Source organism: Caulobacter segnis, assembly GCF_023935105.1.
Classification (GTDB): Bacteria; Pseudomonadota; Alphaproteobacteria; order Caulobacterales; family Caulobacteraceae; genus Caulobacter; species Caulobacter segnis_B.
Genome location: NZ_CP096040.1, coordinates 4,549,226 through 4,564,225, shown reverse-complemented (window position 1 = coordinate 4,564,225; position 15,000 = coordinate 4,549,226). Strand labels below are relative to the sequence as shown.

General features: G+C 68.5%; 6 protein-coding genes and 1 pseudogene. 2 read left to right on the top strand and 5 right to left on the bottom strand.

Annotated elements, in window-relative coordinates; translation table 11 throughout:
- Positions 1-53 precede the first annotated feature (53 nt).
- The 4 genes from MZV50_RS21360 to MZV50_RS21345 form a co-directional block, all read right to left on the bottom strand.
- Positions 54-1,964, bottom strand: a complete 1,911-nt coding sequence (locus MZV50_RS21360; RefSeq protein WP_252631333.1) for a sialate O-acetylesterase — start codon at positions 1,962-1,964, stop codon at positions 54-56.
- A gap of 192 nt (positions 1,965-2,156) precedes the next feature.
- Positions 2,157-4,574 (bottom strand): glycoside hydrolase family 3 N-terminal domain-containing protein, encoded by a 2,418-nt coding sequence (locus tag MZV50_RS21355; RefSeq protein ID WP_252631332.1) that lies wholly within the window; start codon positions 4,572-4,574, stop codon positions 2,157-2,159.
- A gap of 410 nt (positions 4,575-4,984) precedes the next feature.
- Complete coding sequence (locus MZV50_RS21350; RefSeq protein ID WP_252631330.1) at positions 4,985-6,925, bottom strand: M61 family metallopeptidase; 1,941 nt, start codon at positions 6,923-6,925, stop codon at positions 4,985-4,987.
- Between the two features lie 277 nt (positions 6,926-7,202).
- Positions 7,203-8,114 carry a BON domain-containing protein gene (locus tag MZV50_RS21345; protein ID WP_252631329.1) on the bottom strand — a complete coding sequence of 304 codons (912 nt, stop codon included), beginning with the start codon at positions 8,112-8,114 and terminating at the stop codon, positions 7,203-7,205.
- Positions 8,115-8,319: 205 nt separating this feature from the next.
- On the opposite strand from MZV50_RS21345, the pseudogene dnaG reads away from it, so the two are divergent.
- Positions 8,320-10,244: pseudogene (gene dnaG / locus MZV50_RS21340) on the top strand (DNA primase).
- Positions 10,245-10,839: 595 nt separating this feature from the next.
- A complete protein-coding gene (rpoD, locus tag MZV50_RS21335) occupies positions 10,840-12,798 on the top strand; it encodes an RNA polymerase sigma factor RpoD (protein ID WP_252631328.1) in 1,959 nt (652 codons plus the stop codon).
- A gap of 91 nt (positions 12,799-12,889) precedes the next feature.
- On the opposite strand, the gene MZV50_RS21330 is transcribed toward rpoD, so the two are convergent.
- Positions 12,890-14,806, bottom strand: a complete 1,917-nt coding sequence (locus tag MZV50_RS21330) for a methyl-accepting chemotaxis protein (protein WP_252631327.1) — start codon at positions 14,804-14,806, stop codon at positions 12,890-12,892.
- Positions 14,807-15,000 lie beyond the last annotated feature (194 nt).

Here is a 15,000-nt window from a genome sequence, read left to right as displayed (position 1 = left end):
AACCCCGGGTCGATCAAACTTCGCTTCGAATTCTTACTTAAGGAGGGCGCTTCCTACTGGACCGGAACTTCGAACGGCCCCGCCGGCAGGCCCGCCGCGTCGAACAGGTTGAACACCGGGCTGTCGGCCCAGGCGAAGCGGACCTTGGTTCCGGCGCCGCTCAGCACCACGGTCGCGCCGTCGATCCGCCCGTCCGCCCAGCGGCAGGCGTTGGCGGCGTCGCACAGCTCGAAGCCGATCACGTGGTCGGACTGGCGGGCCGCCAGGCGACCGTCGCCGACCTGGGCGAAGGTCACCACGACGGTGTCGCCGACCCGCTTGGCCGAGACGACCTCGGGCCCCGTGGTCACGGCCTCGCCATAGAGGCGGCGGGCGGCCAGGGCCAGACGGCGACCGACCTCCTGCTTCTCGCCCGGATGGATGTCGTACGGGTTGCCGATGTCGTGGGTGACCGCGAGGCCCGCGTGGCCGTCGGCGGTCACGGCCCGGCGCTGGGCGTCGCGCAGGGCCGCGGTGCCCGACGGGCCGGGCCGCTCGGCGAAGGCGCCGTAATTGGCCAGCTGCACCACCAGGAACGGCAGGTCGGCCGCCTGGCCCTGGCGGCGTTCGGCCATCAGGGCCTGCAGCAGCGGCGCATAGGTCTGGTCGCGGCCCACGTTCGTCTCGCCCTGGTACCAGGCCACGCCGGCATAGGCGTAGGGACCCATCGGGGCCAGCATGCCGTTGTAGAGGGTCGAGACGCCGGCCAGGGTGTCCCACGGCGCGCGGGGCTGGTCGACGCCGACGCGCGGCTCGATACGATAGGTCCAGGCGGTCAGCGGCAGGCGCGTGCCGTCGGCCAGGGTCAGGGCCCGCTTGGTCGGATCGCCGTACATGCCGCCGTTGGCGTAGGTGTCGTAGGCCGACACGACGATGGTGTTCTTGCCGGCCTTCAGCGCGCCGGAGGCCAGCGGATAAGACCGATCCAGCCACGCGCCCGAGGTCGCGCCGATCCCGACGCCGTTGACATAGGTGGTGTCCATCTCGTCGACCTGGCCGACGGTCAGGGTCGAGGCCTGCTTGGCCTGGGTCGGTGTCAGGGTGACCTCGGTCTTGAACCAGACCACGCCGTTGAACTCGGCCAGGGCCGGCACGCCCCAGCGCTCCCAGACGCCCAGGCCGTCGGGGGCCTGGGTCCACGGGCCGGCGCCAGTCCAGGGGGCGACGGCGGCCTCGGTGGGATGCTTGGCGCTCCACCAGCCCTTGATGGTCTCGCCCCAGCGGCGGTTGGCGGCGGCGGGATCCTTGATCGACAGGTTCAGCGTCTCGATCGCGTCGTCATAGCCGCCGACCTTGCGCAGGGCCGTCGGGGTCAGCCAGGCCTCGATGCCCGACCCGCCCCACGAGGCGTGGACCAGGCCCAGCGGGACTTTCCGGGTCTTCTGCAGCTCGCGGGCGAAGTAGAAGCAGGCGGCCGAGAAGGCCCCGACATTGTCCTTGTTGGTCGGCTTCCAGACGGGCGGCTTCTTGTAGTCGGCGGCGGGGGCGCGGCCGTCGGCCTTCTCGATCGTCGCCATGCGGATCGTGTCGTTGGGTGCGCCGTTGTTGATCTGGTTCCAGGCGTCGCCCGAGGCGCCGACCTGCATCTCCATGTTCGACTGGCCCGAGCACAGCCAGACGTCGCCGACCAGGACGTCGCTGGCGCTGGCGCTGCCCGACGGCGTCGAGGCGGTGAGCGTGTAGGGCCCGCCGGCGGGCGTGGCCGGGAAGTCGACGCGCCAGGCGCCGTCGGGGCCGGCCTTGGCCGACAGGGTCTGGCCGGCGAAGGCGGCGGTGACCGTCTCGCCCGGCTTGGCCGTCCCGAACACCGGCAGGGGCCGATCGCGCTGCACGACCGCGTGGTCGGAGAAGAGGCCGTTCAGCAAAGACTGGGCCGAGGCCGGCGTCGCGGCGAGGGCGGCCAGCAGGATCAGGGCGCGGCGCATGGGTGCCTCCATCCGCCTCTGCTGGGCGGTGTCATTGAACTCCGTTTCCCCGGCGAAAGCCGGGGCCCAGATTCACCCTGAGCGATTTGGGCGGGCCCGCCAGAGGCTTCGGCCAATCCACCCACGCTCTAGGTTCGACCTGGGCCCCGGCTTTCGCCGGGGAGATCGGTCTATTGAAAGCGTTTCGGGGCTCTACGCCACCGTCAGCGTCGCCGTCTTCAGGTCCACCGAGTTCGGACCGACCAGGATCTTGAAATCGCCCGGCTCGACCACGCGCTTCATGTCGATGTTCCACATCCACAGGTCCGACGGCTTGATCTCGAAGCTTACCGTCGTCCTGGCGCCGGGGGCCAGGGTCACGCGCTTGAAGTGCTTCAGTTCCAGCACCGGACGGGTGACCGTGGCGGTCTCGTCGTGGATGTAGAGCTGGACCACCTCGTCGCCGGCGACCTTGCCGGTGTTGGCGACGTCGACCTCGACCTTGACGCTCTCGCCCTGGCCGATGCTGGCCTTGGCCAGGCGCGGGGCCGAGATGTCGAAGGTGGTGTACGAGAGACCGAAGCCGAACGGATAGAGCGGGCTGACATCGCCGCCCAGATAGCCACGGCGGGCCGTGGGCTTGCGGTTGTAGTAGATCGGCAGCTGGCCGACGTCGCGGGCGATGCTGACCGGCAGCTTGCCGCCCGGATTGGCGCGGCCGAACAGCACGTCGGCTGCGGCATTGCCGGTCTGCTCGCCCAGGTACCAGCCCTCGATGATGGCGTCGGCGCGCTGGGCCAGCAGGTTGATCGACAGCGGCCGGCCGTTCAGCAGGAACACCACGGTCGGCTTGCCCAGGTCGAAGATCGCCTTGGCCAGGTCGTTCTGCTGGCCGACCAGGTCCAGACTCTCGCGGTCGCCCAGGTGGTTGTCGGCCCAGGCCTCGCGGCTGGTCTGCTCGTTGTCGCCCAGCACCATGACCACGACGTCGGCCTTCTTGGCCACCTCGACGGCTTCGGCGATCAGCTTGGCGTTGACGGCCGGGTCGGTGAACTTGACCTCGTCCTGGGCCCAGATGCGCTGCTCGGTGATCCGCACGGCCTCGGCGTAGTCCAGCGCGAAGCCCTGGGCTTTCGCTTCAGCGGTCAGGCCCTCGTGGATCGAGACCACGTGGCGCGGGATGTCCGAATAGCCGCCGATCGGCGTGTCCTTGGCGTGCGTGCCCAGCAGGGCGACGCGCTTCACCTTCTTGCCGTCCAGCGGCAGCAGGCCCTTGTCGTTCTTCAGCAGCACGACGGCCTTGCGGGCGGCCTCGCGGGCCAGGGCGACGGCGTCGGGCGTCGCCGTCTTGGCGTCGGCCGTCTTCTCGTCGCAGTAGGGGTTCTCGAACAGCCCGCCCTCGAACTTCATGGTCAGGACGCGGGCCACCGCCGCGTCGACCTCGAACTGCGGGATGCGGCCGGCCTTCACCAACTCGGGGATCAGGGCGTAGGCCTCGCCATCCGGCAGCTCGACATCGACGCCGGCGTGCAGGGCCATCACGGCCGTCTCGCCCAGGTCGTTGGTCAGCTTGTGCCGGGCGATCATCTCCTTGATCGCGAAATAGTCGCTCTGCACAGAGCCCTTGTAGCCCCACTCCTCGCGCAGGATCTTGGTCAGCAGCCAGCGGTTGGCGTGCGAGGGGACGCCGTCGATCTCGTTGTACGACGGCATGACCGCGCGCACCGGCAGCTCCTTCACGGCGCGCTCGAACGGCGGGAAGAAGTTCTCGCGCAGAGTGCGCTCGGCGATCTGGGCCGGGCCGACATTGGTGCCGTTCTCGGGCTGGCCGTGGCCGGTCATGTGCTTGAGGGTGACAAAGACCTTGTCCTTGGCCAGCGGCAGGGTCGTCCCCTGGAAGCCGCGGATGGCGGCCAGGCCGATCTCGGCGCAGACGTGCGGGTCCTCGCCATAGGTCTCCTCGATGCGGCCCCAGCGCGGGTCGCGGGCCACGTCGACCACCGGGGCCAGGGCCAGGTTCGAACCCCGCGCGCGCATCTCGCGGGCGGCGACGGCGAAGATCTTCTCGGTCAGCTCGGTGTCGAAGGTCGAGGCCAGGGCGATGGCCTGGGGGAAGCTGGTGGCGTCGCGGGCGACATAGCCGTGCAGGGCCTCGTCGTGCATCAGCAGCGGGATGCCCAGACGGGTCTTCTCGACGGCCCACTTCTGGGCGGCGTTGGTGTAGCGCGCGGTTTCCTTGGCGTTGCGGTTGACCGCGCCGTCGTCGGCGCCGGCCGCCGCGTCGATCACCGTGGCGGGCTTGGCGCCCTTGCGGTCGGACGGACGCGAGATCTGGCCGAGGCCGTTGGGGAAATTCTTGCTGGCCTGCTCCGGCGAGAACTCGCCCTCGGGGGTCTGGATCTTGTTCTTGGTCAGCCAGATGCCGATCAGCTGGGCGGCCTTCTCCTCCAGCGTCATGCGGCCCAGCAGGTCCTGGACGCGGGCGTCGATCGGCTGGGCCGGATCCTTGTAGAGCGGCTTGTCGCCCTTCTTCGTGGCCTTTTCGGCGGCCTGGACCAGGCCCGGCATGGCGGCGGCGCTGAGGGCGGCGAGGCTCGCGCCGAACAGGCGGCGGGTGAGGGTCGTGGTCATGGCGTTTCCCCGAGGCTGCGCACTAGCGTTGGCGGCTCTCAAGGGCCGCTGTTGCCAGGCACTATGGGGGCAGTTGTCAGACCACTCAAGCCAGAAATGGTACCGGTCTCATTTCAATATGTGTCCGGAGCGCGGGTTCAGCGCCGCGCGGTGGTCGAGGGTTTGATCGCCAGGACGCGGGTCTCGCCCGTCCAGGCTGGCCAGACGGCCTTCGGCCCTTCTAGCGCCAAGCGGGCGCGCCAGACTCCAGACGCAAAAAAGGGCCCGCCTTGGGAGGGGAGCGGGCCCTTTTCTGTACGCGTTCAGAGGGATTGAACGGTCGGAAAGGTGACACGATGGCCGCCTTTCCGCCCTTCCCCAAATCGTCGCAGGCCGCGAACGGTTCGCAACCTGACGGCGAGCGTGGTTAATTATTTGCGCGGCGTGAGGATGTCGTCCAGGCGGCTGGGGACGCCGGCGATCTTCTCCAGGCGCGGGTAGCGCAGGCCGCCGCGATAGTCGATCTTGACCATCCGGTAGCGCGAGCCGTCCTTGATCAGGAGTTCGACCAGCGGGTTCTCGGGCTTCATGGCGGCGGTGACGGCGGCCTTCAGCTTGTCGCCGTCGAACGCCTCGCCATTGACCGCCACCACCGTCAGCCCCTGGGTCAGGCCGGCCTTGAACGCCGGACCGCCCCACTGCACGTCGCTCAGCACGCCGTCCGACCCCGCCGTCAGGCCCAGCGAATAGGGCAGGGCGGTGGTCTTGGCCTTGCTTTCGGCCGTCTTCATGAACTCGGTCTGGGTGTCGGTGTAGACGACCTTGTAGCCGCCGCGCGCGAAGCCATCGAGCGGGGCCTTTTCCTGGACGTCCTGGATGCGGGTCTTCAGGAAGCTCGCCCAGTCATAGGCATAGACGCCGTTCAACGCGGCGACCACGTCGTCGAAGGTGTAGGTGCGCGGCACGTACGAGCCATTGTCGACGCCGAAGAAGGCCTTGGCGAAGTCGTCCAGCGACTTCTTCCCATTGGTCTTCTCGCGGATCAGGGTGTCGGCGTCGAGCCAGACCAGCAGCCCTTCGGAATAGTAGTCTTCGCTGCGCTGCCAGGACAGCCACGACAGCGGCTTGCGGCTGGCGATGATCGGGTCGTTGGTGGTGTCCTGCACCGGGCGCCAGTCGCGGCCGCGGCGGTTGTCATAGGCCGCGGCCGTCGAGGCCAGGCTGTCCAGCGCCTGTTGCTTGGTCAAAAGGCCCGAGCGGGCGGCCAGGACGTTGCCCCAGTACTGAGTCTGGCCCTCATAGACCCACATCATGCTGTCGCGCATCGGCACGTTCAGGTTCGGGGTCCACAGGTCGGCGGCGCGGCGGAACTTGCCGTTCCACGAGTGGGTGTATTCGTGGCTGAGCAGGTCGCGGCCGACGAAGCTCTTGTCCCATTCGGTGAAGTACTTGGGGACCACCCGGTTCTCGGACGAGCGGTGGTGCTCCAGGCCGATGCCGCCGATCTTGTCCGACAGGGCGACCAGGAAGTCGTAGTGGTCGTAGTGGTGCGAGCCGTACAGCTTGTAGGCCTGCTGCACGAGGTCCTTGTGGATCTGGATCTGCTCGGGCTTGGCGTCCAGCAGCTCGGGGCTGTCGGCGACCAGGTTCAGGCGCACCGGCGCCGGGCCGTTCGGATCCAGCTCGATCGATTTGAAGTACTTGCCCGCGAAGATGGGGCTGTCGACCAGGGTCTCGACGGTGGTCGGCTTGAAGGTCGTGACCTGGCCGTCGGTGCGGGCGGTCTCCAGCGCGGTGGCCAGCTTCCAGCCTTCCGGCAGCTTGACGCTGGCCTCGATCGGGATCTGGCGGGTGTAGTAGCCGGCCGGGTACATGGTCACCTGCAGCCATTGCAGGTTCAGCATCTCGGGGGTGACCTCGGTGCGGCCGACCTTGGCCTCGACGGCGGTCAGGAACTGGTAGCTGATCTGGATCTCGCTGACGCCGGCCGGGACGTCGACGTGGAAGGCGCTGACCTGCACGACGTCGCGCGTCCACGGGATGCGCTTGCCGTTGGCCGTCACCACCAGGCCCGCCAGCTTGTCCAGGTCGTTGCGCGGCGAGTGGCCGCCCGGGACCCACTGCGGGTACAGGAACACGAAGTCGCCGGCCTTGCCGACCGGCATGGTGGTCGTGACGTTCCAGATCTTGCGGTCCAGGTCGGTGGCGTCGACCGTCAGCTTCAGGGCGCCGACATAAGGCACGTCGCGCGGCGCTTCGATCGGCGGGGTGGCGGGCGCCGACTCCGGCAGGGGCTGCTGAGCCAGAGCCGCGGTGGCGGCCAGGGACAGGACGGAGACGGAGAAGAACAGCGCTTTCACGAAACACCCCAAATGCGGCGCGCGGGCTCCCTCCCGCGGCGAGAAGCCGGGATGTTTGTGGCGTTAACCCCCACTTGTCGAGGGCAACTTGGCCCGGAAGCGCAGAACGTGGGTACGCGGAGGGTGTTTCGTTTCGTCGCTGAAACTTGGCGACAATGTGGCAAATATTCTGCTCCCCCGTTTGGGGAGCTCTTGCGAAGCAACTGAGGGGCTAGCTGGGCGTCGGCCGCGCTGCCCCCTCCGGCCCTGTGGGCCACCTCCCCCGGAGGGGAGGTGAGCCGCTTACCGCCTACAGCGGATCCGACAGCGGTACGGTCGACGTCGTCGTATCCGTCCCGCGCTCGACGCGCAGGTTGTTCTGGACGTTGTCGACGCCCGTCACGCGCTCGGCCAGGGCTTCGGCGCGCTTCTTGTCCTCGCGCGAGCGGACGGTGCCCGACAGGGTCACGTCGCCGTCCGAGACCGAGACCTCGACGCCATGGGCGTCCAGCCAGCTGTCGTCGGTCAGGCGGTCGCTGACGTCCTCGCGGATGCGTTCGTCCGAGCGGCGATAGCCCTTGGGACCCCGCCCGCGATGGGCGCCGTCGGCTTCACGGCGATGAAGGGCGTCCTGGTCGCCCATCCACGAGGAGACCTCGTCGCGGGCCCGGTCGAACCAGGTGCGTTCCTCGTGGCGCGGGCGATGCGCGCCGTCGCCGCGGAACGAGCGGTAGGGCTGGTGGTCGCCATAGGCGCCCGCGTAGCCGTAGCGATCGCGGTCGCGGTGATCGAAATAGCGTTCGTCGCCATAGTCGGCCGTACGGCTGGAATAGCCGCTGGAGCCGTAGTCGCCGGTCGCGCCGCCGAAGTCGTGGCCGCCCACGCGGCCCCAGTCGCCGGGACCGCGGGTCCCGGTCGCCCCGGCGCCGTAGTCGGCGCCCGAGCGCGTGCGGCCATAGCCGATGTCGCCGCCCTGCTGGGCCGCGCGCAGGAACTGGCCGCCGTGGCGACGCGACCGCTCGCCACGATAGCCTTCGCGATCCGCGCCAGTCTCGTAGCCAGAATTGGTCTCGTAGCCGGAGTTCGTGTAGCTGGACCTATCCGGGTCGCGGTTCGCATCGCGACGGCGCGCGGCGTCGTAGCCGTACCCGCGATCGCGGTCGAAATCGCCGTCGGCTTCGACATCGAAGCGGCCTTCGCGGTCATTCCATCTCTGGGGCATGGGTCTTCTCCGTGACGGTCTTGAAAGCTGCGGGCGCGTCGAGGCGCCCCGGCCTTCAAAACGGATCGGACGGAGTCGATGTTCCTAATGCCGCGCTTGAGATATCCACAGACTCAGCAAACTTGTGGGCGAAGCGCCGACGTCCGATATCGACGCCCTCCCGCTTCACTATGATGCGCGATCCACCGATCGGCCCCCGCCCTAGATGCGTTTCGACGACCGCTTCCTCGAAGAACTGAAGTCCCGCCTTCGCCCGTCCGACGTCGTCGGCAAGACGGTGAAGCTGCGGCGGCAGGGTCGCGAGTACGCGGGGCTGTCGCCGTTCACCAAGGAGAAGAGCCCGTCGTTCTTCGTCAACGACGAGAAGGGCTTCTACCACTGCTTCTCCAGCGGCAAGCACGGCGACATCATCAGCTTCCTGCAGGAGACCGAGCGGCTGACCTTCAGCGAGGCGGTAGAGCGGCTGGCGGCCGAGGCCGGCATGAGCCTGCCCGCCGTCGACCCGCAAACCGCCCGCGAGGAGCAGAAGCGCTCGTCCCTGGGCGACTGGATGGAGCTGGCCACCGCCTGGTTCGAGGCCGAGTTGCGCCGGCCCGGCGGGCAGACGGCGCGCGCCTACCTCGAAAAGCGCGGCCTGCCCGAGACGGAATGGAGCCGTTTCCGCATCGGCTTCGCGCCCAACAACCGCACGGGGCTGAAGGACTATCTGATCGCCAAGGGCGCCAAGCCGGGCGACCTGGTCGACGCCGGGGTGCTGATCTCGCCCGAGGACGGCGGCGCGCCCTATGACCGCTTCCGCGACCGGATCATCTTTCCGATCACCGACAGCCGGGGGAAAGTGGTGTCGTTCGGCGGCCGGGCCATGGATCCCAACGCCCGCGCCAAGTACCTGAACGGGCCCGAGACTGGCCTCTTCCACAAGGGGCGGGTGCTGTACGGCCTGTTCGAGGCCCGCAAGATCCTGCACGCGGGGCAGTCGGCCGCGCCCAACGAACGCACGCCCATGGTGGTGGTCGAGGGCTATATGGACGTCATCGCCTGCCAGCGCGCCAACGTGCCGGCCGTGGCGGCCATGGGCACGGCCCTGACCGAGGAACAGATGGAGGCCCTGTGGCGCCTGCATCCCGAGCCGACCCTGTGCTTCGACGGCGACAAGGCCGGCCAGCGCGCGGCCCACCGGGCCATCGACCGCGCCCTGCCGCTGCTGAAGCCTGGCCGGTCGTTCCGCTTCTCGATGCCGGTCGGCGGCAAGGATCCCGACGACGTGCTGCGCGAGCAGGGGTGGACGCGCTGCGGGGGCAGCTGGCCGACACCAAGCCCTTCGTCGTGGCCCTGTTCGAGCGCGAGCGCGACCTGGAGCCGCTGGACACCCCCGAGCGCAAGGCCGGCCTGCGCCAGCGCCTGCGCGCGGCGGCCGGGACCATCGCCGACAAGGATCTGGCTCAGGCCTACAAGGACGACCTGCGCGACCGCTATGACGAACTCTTCCAGCGCGCGCGGCCAGGCCCGCCGCAGGATGGCGGGGGCTTCGGCGGCGGCTATGGCGGCGGCGGATTCCGCGATCGCCCGTTCACGCCCCGCAACGGCGGTGGGACCTGGAAGAACGGCAAGCGCGAGCCGCCGGATCCTGGTCTGCGCCCCATCGCCAAGGCCCAGATCGTCGGGCGCATCAAGCCGTTCAGCGCCGCCATCGCCTTGGCGGCCATCGACCACCCGGGCTGGGCGCGGGCCTATGACGAGGCCCTCGAGCGGGTCGGTTTCGGGGATCCGCGCCTGCAGCCCCTGGCCCACGAGCTGTTCCTGGCCCTGTGCGACGACCACGGCGACGACGTTACGCTGCGCGAGCGCCTGTCGCGCAAGGGGCTTTCTGACGCCCTGGCCGAGGTCGAGCGCGTCGCCCAGTCCGACGCGCCGTTCCTGGACGCCCGCTACGATCCAGCCAAGGCCCGGTCGCTATGGGCGGCCTGCTACGAGGCGGTGATCGAGATCGCCGATTCGGAACGCGCCCTGGACGGCATGCGCCGCGAGGACGTGACCGCCGCCAGCCTGGCCGCCACGCGCGACCTGCGCGACCGCATCGCCATCCTGCAGCGCCAGATCAGCAATCTGGAGTTCTGGCGGGCGCAGTAGCTCCACCCGTCTCTCCACGGCTCCCACATCCGCTTCCCCGGCGAAAGCCGGGGCCCAGGTCGAACCCAGGGCGTTGGTCATTCTGCCGCCGCGCGAGGGCGCATCCATCCAAGTCGCTCAGGCTGAATCTAGGCCCCGGCTTTCGCCGGGGAGGCGGGAAAAGAGCGAAGCGGCGAGGAAAAGGAGCTGCAAATCTTTGCGGTAACAGGGCCGTCCCATCTTGACACCGGCGTCACCCAAAGCCACATGCCGACTCAAGGAACTGCCAAGCAGCTGACTGACATCACTCGGGCCGCCGGAGCGCGCGCCCTATATCGAAACAAGATGTCACCCTCGTTGCCGCCCCAGGTCCCCAGCGGTCGTCGACCCGATCAGGGAAGACGCCAGGCCGCGCCCACGCCTTACGGCCTCCGCCGGGTTTCCCGCGGAGCGTTCGCACATGGCGAAAAGGGCGCGCTAGGCGACTTCTGACGGGAACGTGATCCTTGGGAGCGCGCTGAATAAAGGCGCCGACCGAATAGGCAGCGCCTTTTCGAAACGGATTTTCTCGGCGCCGCTCTTGCAGAGCCCGGCGGTGTCGATTTCGGAGAGCTTGATGAGCAACAATTCCTCGGCCGAGACGGAAGCGCCAGAAGCCACCGGTGGTGATGGTCCGCTGCTCGACCTGACCGACGCTGGCGTCAAGAAGTTCATCAAGCAGGCGAAAGCCCGCGGCTACGTCACGATGGACGAGCTGAACAAGGTGCTGCCGTCCGAGGAAGTCAGCCCGGACGCCATCGAAGACACGCTGGCCATGCTCAGCGAGATGGGCGTCAACGTCGTCGAGGCCGAAGAGGACGCCGAAGGCTCCGAGGGCGGCGAGGTCGCGACCCGCGACGAGAGCACGGCCGTCATCACCAGCGACAAGCCGGCCGCCTACGACCGCACCGACGACCCCGTGCGCATGTACCTGCGCGAGATGGGCTCGGTGGAGCTGCTGTCGCGCGAGGGCGAAATCGCCATCGCCAAGCGCATCGAGGCCGGCCGCGACACGATGATCCGCGGCCTTTGCGAGTCGGCCCTGACCTTCGAAGCCATCATGGTGTGGCGCGAGGAACTGGGCACCGGCCGCATCCTGCTGCGTGAAGTCATCGACCTGGAAGGCACCTACGCCGCCATCAACGGCGTGGCCGCCCAGCCGGCCGCCGAGGATGACGCCGAGCCGGCCGAGCCCGTCGACGACGAGGCCGGCGAGGCCAAGCCGGAAGGCGCCGAGGGCGAGGACGACGACGACTTCGACGATGGCGCCGGTCCGACCGTCAGCGCCATGGAAGGCGAGCTGCGCGAAGGCGTGATGGCCATCCTGGACGCCATCGCCAGCGAGTTCGAAAGCTTCCGCAAGCTGCAGGACAAGCTGGTCGGCAGCCGCCTGAAGGGCGAGGACCTGAGCGACGCCGACCGCAAGGCCTATGAAGGCCTGTCGGCGACGATCATCCAGCACTTGAAGACGCTGAAGCTGAACAACAACCGCATCGAGGCGCTGGTCGAGCAGCTCTACGCGATCAACAAGCGCCTGATCGGCCTGGAAGGTCGCCTTCTGCGCCTGGCCGACAGCTACGGCATCAGCCGCGGCGAGTTCCTGAAGGCCTATTTCGGCTCCGAGCTGAACCCGACCTGGGCCGAGCAGGTCAAGGGCATGGGCGTGCGCTGGACCAAGTTCGTCGAGAACGACAGCCAGTCGGTCACGGACATCCGCGGCGAGATCGCCGCCCTGGCCACCGAGACCGGCGTGCCGATCGACGACTACCGCCGCATCGTCCAGACCGTGCAGAAGGGCGAGCGCGAGGCCCGTCAGGCCAAGAAGGAAATGGTCGAGGCCAACCTGCGCCTCGTGATCTCGATCGCCAAGAAGTACACCAACCGCGGCCTGCAGTTCCTGGACCTGATCCAGGAAGGCAACATCGGCCTGATGAAGGCCGTCGACAAGTTCGAGTACCGTCGCGGCTACAAGTTCTCGACCTACGCCACCTGGTGGATCCGTCAGGCGATCACCCGCTCGATCGCCGACCAGGCGCGGACCATCCGCATCCCGGTGCACATGATCGAGACGATCAACAAGATCGTCCGCACGTCGCGCCAGATGCTGCACGAGATCGGCCGCGAGCCGACCCCGGAAGAGCTGGCCGAAAAGCTGGCCATGCCGCTGGAAAAGGTCCGCAAGGTCCTGAAGATCGCCAAGGAGCCGATCAGCCTCGAAACGCCGATCGGCGACGAGGAAGATAGCCACCTGGGCGACTTCATCGAGGACAAGAACGCCATCCTGCCGATCGATGCGGCCATTCAGAGCAACCTGCGCGAAACCACTACCCGCGTGCTGGCCTCGCTGACCCCGCGTGAAGAGCGCGTGCTGCGCATGCGCTTCGGCATCGGCATGAACACCGACCACACGCTGGAAGAAGTCGGCCAGCAGTTCTCGGTCACCCGCGAACGCATCCGCCAGATCGAGGCCAAGGCGCTGCGCAAGCTGAAGCACCCGTCGCGGTCGCGGAAGCTGCGGAGCTTCCTGGACTCGTAAGTCCGGCCCTCGGCCCGGCGAAGAGCCCTCCAGAAACAAAGACGCCCCGGTCGCAGGACCGGGGCGTTTTCGTTTCGGCGTCGGGTCGTGGTCAGAATTCTTCCCAGGTGTCGACTTCGGACTTCCGCACGGCGCCCCCCTGGCCGGCGCGCGCCAGCGTCTTCATCGCCGGAGCGGCGCGGGACTTGGGCGCGGTCGAGGCGGGCGCGGCGGCGGCCGCGCGCTGATCGACGCGGAAGCGGCCGACCAGCCCGGCCAGGTCCATGGCTTCCTGGTTCAGCGAATGGCTGGCGGCGGTCGATTGCTCGACCATCGCCGCATTCTGCTGGGTGACCTGGTCCATCTGGTTCACCGTGGCGTTGACCTGCTGCAGGCCGGTCGACTGCTCCTGGGCCGAGGCGGCGATCTCGCTGACGATGACGGTGATGTCGCCCACCTGGGTGAGGATGCGGGCCAGGGCCTCACCCGTCTGGCCGACCAGGCTGACGCCTTCCTCGACCTGCTGGGTCGAGGTCGAGATCAGCGCCTTGATCTCCTTGGCGGCGTCGGCAGAGCGCTGGGCCAGGGCCCGCACCTCTTGCGCGACGACCGCGAAGCCTCGTCCGCTTTCACCGGCGCGGGCGGCCTCGACGCCGGCGTTCAAGGCCAGGAGATTGGTCTGGAAGGCGATCTCGTCGATCACCCCGATGATCTGGCTGATCTGGCTGGACGAGCTTTCGATCTGGCTCATGGCGCCGACCGCCTTGCGCACGACCTCACCCGAGTGCTCGGCGTCCGACTTGGCCGAGGTGACGACGTTGCGCGCGTGGTTGGCGCCCTCCGAGGTCTTGCGGACGGTGGCGGTGATCTGGTCCAGCGCCGCGGCCGTCTCTTCTAGGCTGGCGGCCTGCTGTTCGGTACGCCGCGACAGGTCGTCGGCGGCGTGGCTGATCTCATGGGCGCCCGAGCGCATGCCGTCGACCTTGGCGGTGACGATCTTCATCGTCTCCTGCAGCTGGACCATGGCCGCGTTGAAGTCGGTGCGCAGCTTCTCGTACTCGGCCGAGAACGGGGTCTCGATGCGATAGACTAGGTCGCCCGCCGCCAGCTTCTCCAGCCCGGAGGCCACGCCGTCGACCACGATCTGCTGCTGGCGGGCCGACTCGGCCTTGGCCGCCTCGTTGCGCTGGCGCTCGCCCTCGGCGGTTCGGTCCAGCTCGGCGGCGGCGTCCTGCAGACGCAGCTTCTCGATGGCGGCGTCCTTGAAGGTCTGGACGGTGCGCGCCATGGCGCCCAGTTCGTCGCGGCGTTCGCGGCCGGGCGCCTCGGCGTCCAGATCGCCGGCGGCCAGGCGCTGCATCGCGCGGTCCAGGCCGTTGATCGGCGTGGCGATCGCGCGGCTCAGGATCCAGGCCATGCCCACGGCCGCCAGGACGCCCGCCAGGCCGCCGACGATCAGGGTGAGCTGGGCCTGCGTCTGGTCGCGGTTCTGCCGCTCGGCGCGCTGGACCAGCAGTTCGGTCTCCGCGCCCTTGATCTCGCCGAGCGCGCCGCGGACCTTGTCCATGTAGGTCTTGCCGGCGCGCGAGCGTTCCATCTCGCGCGCGTGCTCCACCGTCGCCGGCTCGTGCATGGCCGCGATCTCGACCTCGGCCACCTTGCCCATCCAGCCCTCGGCCGAAGCGCCCAGGGCGGCGATCCGCGTCTGCTGGGCGGCGTTGTCGGCGGTCAGGGTCTTGAGCTTGCCGAAGGCCTCGGCATAGGCGGCGCGGCCGTTCTTGTACGGCTCGAGGAAGCCGTCGTCGCCGGCGATCAGATAGCCGCGCACCCCGGTCTCCTGGTCGACCATCGCCGCGCCGACCGCCGCGGCGGCGGCCAGCACCTCCTGGGTATGATTGTTCCACTGAACCGCCTGCGCCACCTGGCGCATCTTCCAGATGCTGAAACCCGACGAGGCCACGCTCAACGTCACCAGACAGGCGAAGGCCAGGATCAGCTTACGGGAAATGGAAAGGTCCGAGAGGCGCAAGTGTTTGATCCCAAATGACGAGATTAAGCCCAGGCCCGAAGGAAGGCGCCCGCCTTCCGTCGACCTGTGCACGCGCGTTCATTTGTCGGGTCAAAAATTACCCAATCCGTTATCCGAATTGTTCTTTCGCCCTCCGCGACAATACATCGCAATGCTACCCGTTTCGGGGTTTGGGCGGGCAAACGAAAAGCGCC

Bases quoted from the DNA above. Each gene is read 5' to 3' on its own strand.
- MZV50_RS21355 (WP_252631332.1), bottom strand. From the start codon at position 4,574: ATGACCACGACCCTCACCCGCCGCCTGTTCGGCGCGAGCCTCGCCGCC.
- MZV50_RS21345 (WP_252631329.1), bottom strand. From the start codon at position 8,114: ATGCCCCAGAGATGGAATGACCGCGAAGGCCGCTTCGATGTCGAAGCC.
- MZV50_RS21360 (WP_252631333.1), bottom strand. From the start codon at position 1,964: ATGCGCCGCGCCCTGATCCTGCTGGCCGCCCTCGCCGCGACGCCGGCC.
- rpoD (WP_252631328.1), top strand. From the start codon at position 10,840: ATGAGCAACAATTCCTCGGCCGAGACGGAAGCGCCAGAAGCCACCGGT.